The organism is Nonomuraea basaltis (genome assembly GCF_005893125.1).
Taxonomy (GTDB): domain Bacteria; phylum Actinomycetota; class Actinomycetes; order Streptosporangiales; family Streptosporangiaceae; genus Nonomuraea; species Nonomuraea basaltis.
This window is the reverse complement of the sequence record NZ_VCJS01000475.1, coordinates 1-3,057: the sequence shown is the minus strand read 5'-3', so window position 1 is coordinate 3,057 and position 3,057 is coordinate 1. Positions and strand designations below refer to the sequence as shown.

The window sequence follows — 3,057 nt, the reverse complement described above, 5'->3', positions numbered from 1 at the left end:
CCAGCGGCGGGGCGATGAGGCCGCCGTGGGTCGGTGCAGGTCAGGGTTTCCCTTTAAAGGTGCTGCACCCTTGTCATTTCGTTGGATGGACGTGGTGTTCGGGCCGTCGGCGCGGTAGGAGCCCGCAGGAGGTCTCGCCAGTCGGCGGGCCAGTTGGCCAGCGCGAGGATGCCCATGATGAGGAGGTGGGTCGGCGCGGCCCAGCTCTCCGCCGCTGGGTCGTGGTTGACGATGTGGGTGGTGACCGCGCCGGTGAGCACGAACATCAGCGTCGTGGCACCTAAGAAGCGTGCTCGCCGGTTGGGGATCACGAGCAGGACGGCGGCGACACCTTCCAGGGCGCCGACCACGAAGCGCATCCAGGACGGGTAACCCCAATCGATGAACTTCACGGAGTACGCGGTGCTGAATATCGTGTCGCCCGGCCAGTACTTGGTCACGGCGCCCAGCGCGAACTGAAGGGCCAGGAACCAATACAGACCGGTCTTTAGGTGTTTCGACATATATCGTCTCTTCCGGAGGTTGGGCAGGGTCGGACCTCCGCCGGCGATTGCATCGCCAACGGAGTCTTGTTTTGGGTTCAGCCCCGCAGGGCGGCGATGGCTTTCTCGATACGCCGCTGGCGCGTCTCGGGTTTCTTCGCGCTCTCTACGGCGCGCACGTGCTCACGTTTGCGGCTGTCGGTGAGACGGTCGAAGGCGGTGCGGGCGGCCGGGTGGTCGTCCAGGGCTCGGGCGAAGTCTGGGGGCTCGACGACGACGCGCGGCTGGGTGTCGAGCTCCACCTCGACCTCGACCTCGACCTCGACCTCGACCTCGTCGCCGATCGCGACACCCGCGGTCTGCCGGTTGGCGTTGCTGAGGCCGAGCAGGTGGCGGCCGCGCATGAGGGCGACCCGGCTCTTCCAGGAATGCCCGTTGACCGTGATCGTCACTGGCGGCCGCGCGCCCCCGCCGAGCGCTGCTACCACCTCGGGCGGAACTTCCAGGCCCCGCATAGGCTCGGGTGGCTCGACGTGGGCCCAAAACTTCATGATCTTTCTCCTGTTGTTCTGCCGGCTCACCGCGGATCCGGCCCGCCCGGCTCCGATCGCCGCTCCCACTTCCCACGCCGGGCCATCGCCGTGTCCGGGACGGCTGCGGCACGCGCCGCGCCGTCCCGGACGGCTGTGGGGCAAGAGATCGCGGCTACTCGGCGTAGGGCTGGTCGGTTCCCCGGGCGCTGTAGCCGAGACTCCAGATGTAGCCATCCGGGTCGGCGAAGGTGCCGCCGTACCCGCCCCACGGCAGAGCACCGGCGGGCTTAAGGATCGTGGCGCCGGCCTTGTGGGCCTCCGCCATGATCTCCTCGACCCGCGCCTCACTGCGGACGACGTAGGTCAGAACCAGCCCGCTGAAGCCGCTGCCTTCCGGGTCCGCGCCCACCTGGTCGGCCAGACCCTCGCGACCGTAGAAGCCGACCGGCGAGGCTCCGTCCGATTCGAAGAACACCGAGATGCCGTAGTCGTTCTTGATCTTCCAGCCGAGCCCCTCGGTGTAGAACTGCTTGGCCCGGTCCATGTCCCGGACGCCGAGGAGGATCGAGCTGACGTGCGCTTTCATGCCTTACTCCTTGCACTTTAGATGTATACGTGCCGGACATCCGGGCCAGGGCCCGGCTGTCACATCGGCGCGTGTTCGCCGGTCAATCGGTATGACAGGACCGGATGGAGGAATGTGACCGATGGTTGAGCAGGACTGGCTGAGCGAACGGTTCGCCGAGCACCAGAGCCGCTTGCACGCGGTGGCCTACCGGATGCTCGGCTCACCCAGCGAGGCCGAGGACGCGGTGCAGGAGGCCTGGCTGCGGGTCAGCCGCGCCGACACCGGCCAGGTGGAGAACCCGGCCGGGTGGCTGACCACCGTCGTCGCCAGGGTCTGCCTGAACATGATCGAGGCGCGCCGGGCCCGGCGTGAGGACTCGGCCGGGGCGCTGCCGCCCGAGCCGACCGCACCGCAACCCAGCACCCACCTGGCCGGCCAGGCCACCCCCGAGGACGAGACGCTGCTGGCCGATTCGGTCGGTGTCGCGCTGATGGTAGTGCTGGACACGCTGGCTCCCGCCGAACGGCTCGCGTTCGTCCTGCACGACGTCTTCGCCGTGTCGTTCGCCGAGATCGGCTCCATTATCGACCGCTCCCCGGCGGCGGCCCGGCAACTCGCCAGCCGGGCCCGGCGCCGGGTGCAAGGAACGGCCGATGCGTCCGATGCCGCGCGTTCGGCGAAGCGGGAAATCATCGAGGCATTCCTCGCCGCAGCCCGAGGCGGAAACTTCACCGCCCTGGTCGAGCTGCTCGATCCGGACGCCGTGGCCATAGAGATCCGCGGCGCCGAAGCGGTGGCGGCCTTCTTCGCCGGACGGGCTCAGGCCGCCAGGCTAGCCCTGGTCGACGGCGTCCCGGCGGCCGTCTGGTCACACCGCGGCCAGCCGAAAGCCGTCATCACCTTCACCATCCACGACGAGAAGATCACCCGAATCGCCATCGACACCGACCCGGACCGGCTCCACGACCTCAACATCGTCTACCTCTCCGCCCGGCGACAAGGAGCGGCGTTGACCGGTACGGACCTCAAACTCTCCTCCTGCGCTCTCGCCGTCCACGACCTCGACGAGGCGCTCGCCTTCTACCGCGACGTACTCGGCTTCGAGGTACGCGATGACCTCGGATCCGAGGGAACGCGGCGGGTGAGCGTCCGCCCGCCGGCGCAGCCGGACGTGCAGATCTTCCTTCAAGCGCCCTGCACAGACCCGGGAGTCCCACCGGCCGACCGGCAGGCAATCGAGGACCTGATGACCAACGGCCTCCTGGGCCGTCTTGGCTTCGTGACCGACAACTGCGACGCCACCTTCGAGCACATCGAGGCCGCGGGCGCCGAAGTGATGCAAGAACCGATCAACCAGCCCGACGGCGTCCGCGACTGCGCCTTCCTCGATCCCTCCGGCAACATGCTGCGATTCACTCAGCCGCGGCAGGCAGGTCTCGCACTCGGAAACACGCCATAAGTCCAGATCTTGAAC

Annotated in this window: 4 protein-coding genes; 1 reads left to right on the top strand and 3 read right to left on the bottom strand. The window is 68.2% G+C overall.

Annotated features, from left to right (window positions below; genetic code table 11):
• Positions 1–53: 53 nt before the first annotated feature.
• From EJK15_RS68520 to EJK15_RS68510, 3 genes are all read right to left on the bottom strand, one after another.
• A complete protein-coding gene (locus EJK15_RS68520) occupies positions 54–503 on the bottom strand; it encodes a DoxX family protein (protein ID WP_138720808.1) in 450 nt (149 codons plus the stop codon).
• Between the two features lie 77 nt (positions 504–580).
• A complete protein-coding gene (locus EJK15_RS68515; RefSeq protein WP_138720807.1) occupies positions 581–1,033 on the bottom strand; it encodes a YdeI/OmpD-associated family protein in 453 nt (150 codons plus the stop codon).
• A gap of 154 nt (positions 1,034–1,187) precedes the next feature.
• The gene (locus EJK15_RS68510) at positions 1,188–1,601 is read right to left on the bottom strand and encodes a VOC family protein (RefSeq protein WP_138720806.1); all 414 of its coding nucleotides are present in this window, start codon (positions 1,599–1,601) and stop codon (positions 1,188–1,190) included.
• A gap of 121 nt (positions 1,602–1,722) precedes the next feature.
• On the opposite strand from EJK15_RS68510, the gene EJK15_RS77340 reads away from it, so the two are divergent.
• The gene (locus EJK15_RS77340; protein WP_138720805.1) at positions 1,723–3,042 is read left to right on the top strand and encodes a sigma-70 family RNA polymerase sigma factor; all 1,320 of its coding nucleotides are present in this window, start codon (positions 1,723–1,725) and stop codon (positions 3,040–3,042) included.
• Positions 3,043–3,057 lie beyond the last annotated feature (15 nt).

Bases quoted from the DNA above. Each gene is read 5' to 3' on its own strand.
- EJK15_RS68515 (WP_138720807.1), bottom strand. From the start codon at position 1,033: ATGAAGTTTTGGGCCCACGTCGAGCCACCCGAGCCTATGCGGGGCCTG.
- EJK15_RS68520 (WP_138720808.1), bottom strand. From the start codon at position 503: ATGTCGAAACACCTAAAGACCGGTCTGTATTGGTTCCTGGCCCTTCAG.
- EJK15_RS77340 (WP_138720805.1), top strand. From the start codon at position 1,723: ATGGTTGAGCAGGACTGGCTGAGCGAACGGTTCGCCGAGCACCAGAGC.
- EJK15_RS68510 (WP_138720806.1), bottom strand. From the start codon at position 1,601: ATGAAAGCGCACGTCAGCTCGATCCTCCTCGGCGTCCGGGACATGGAC.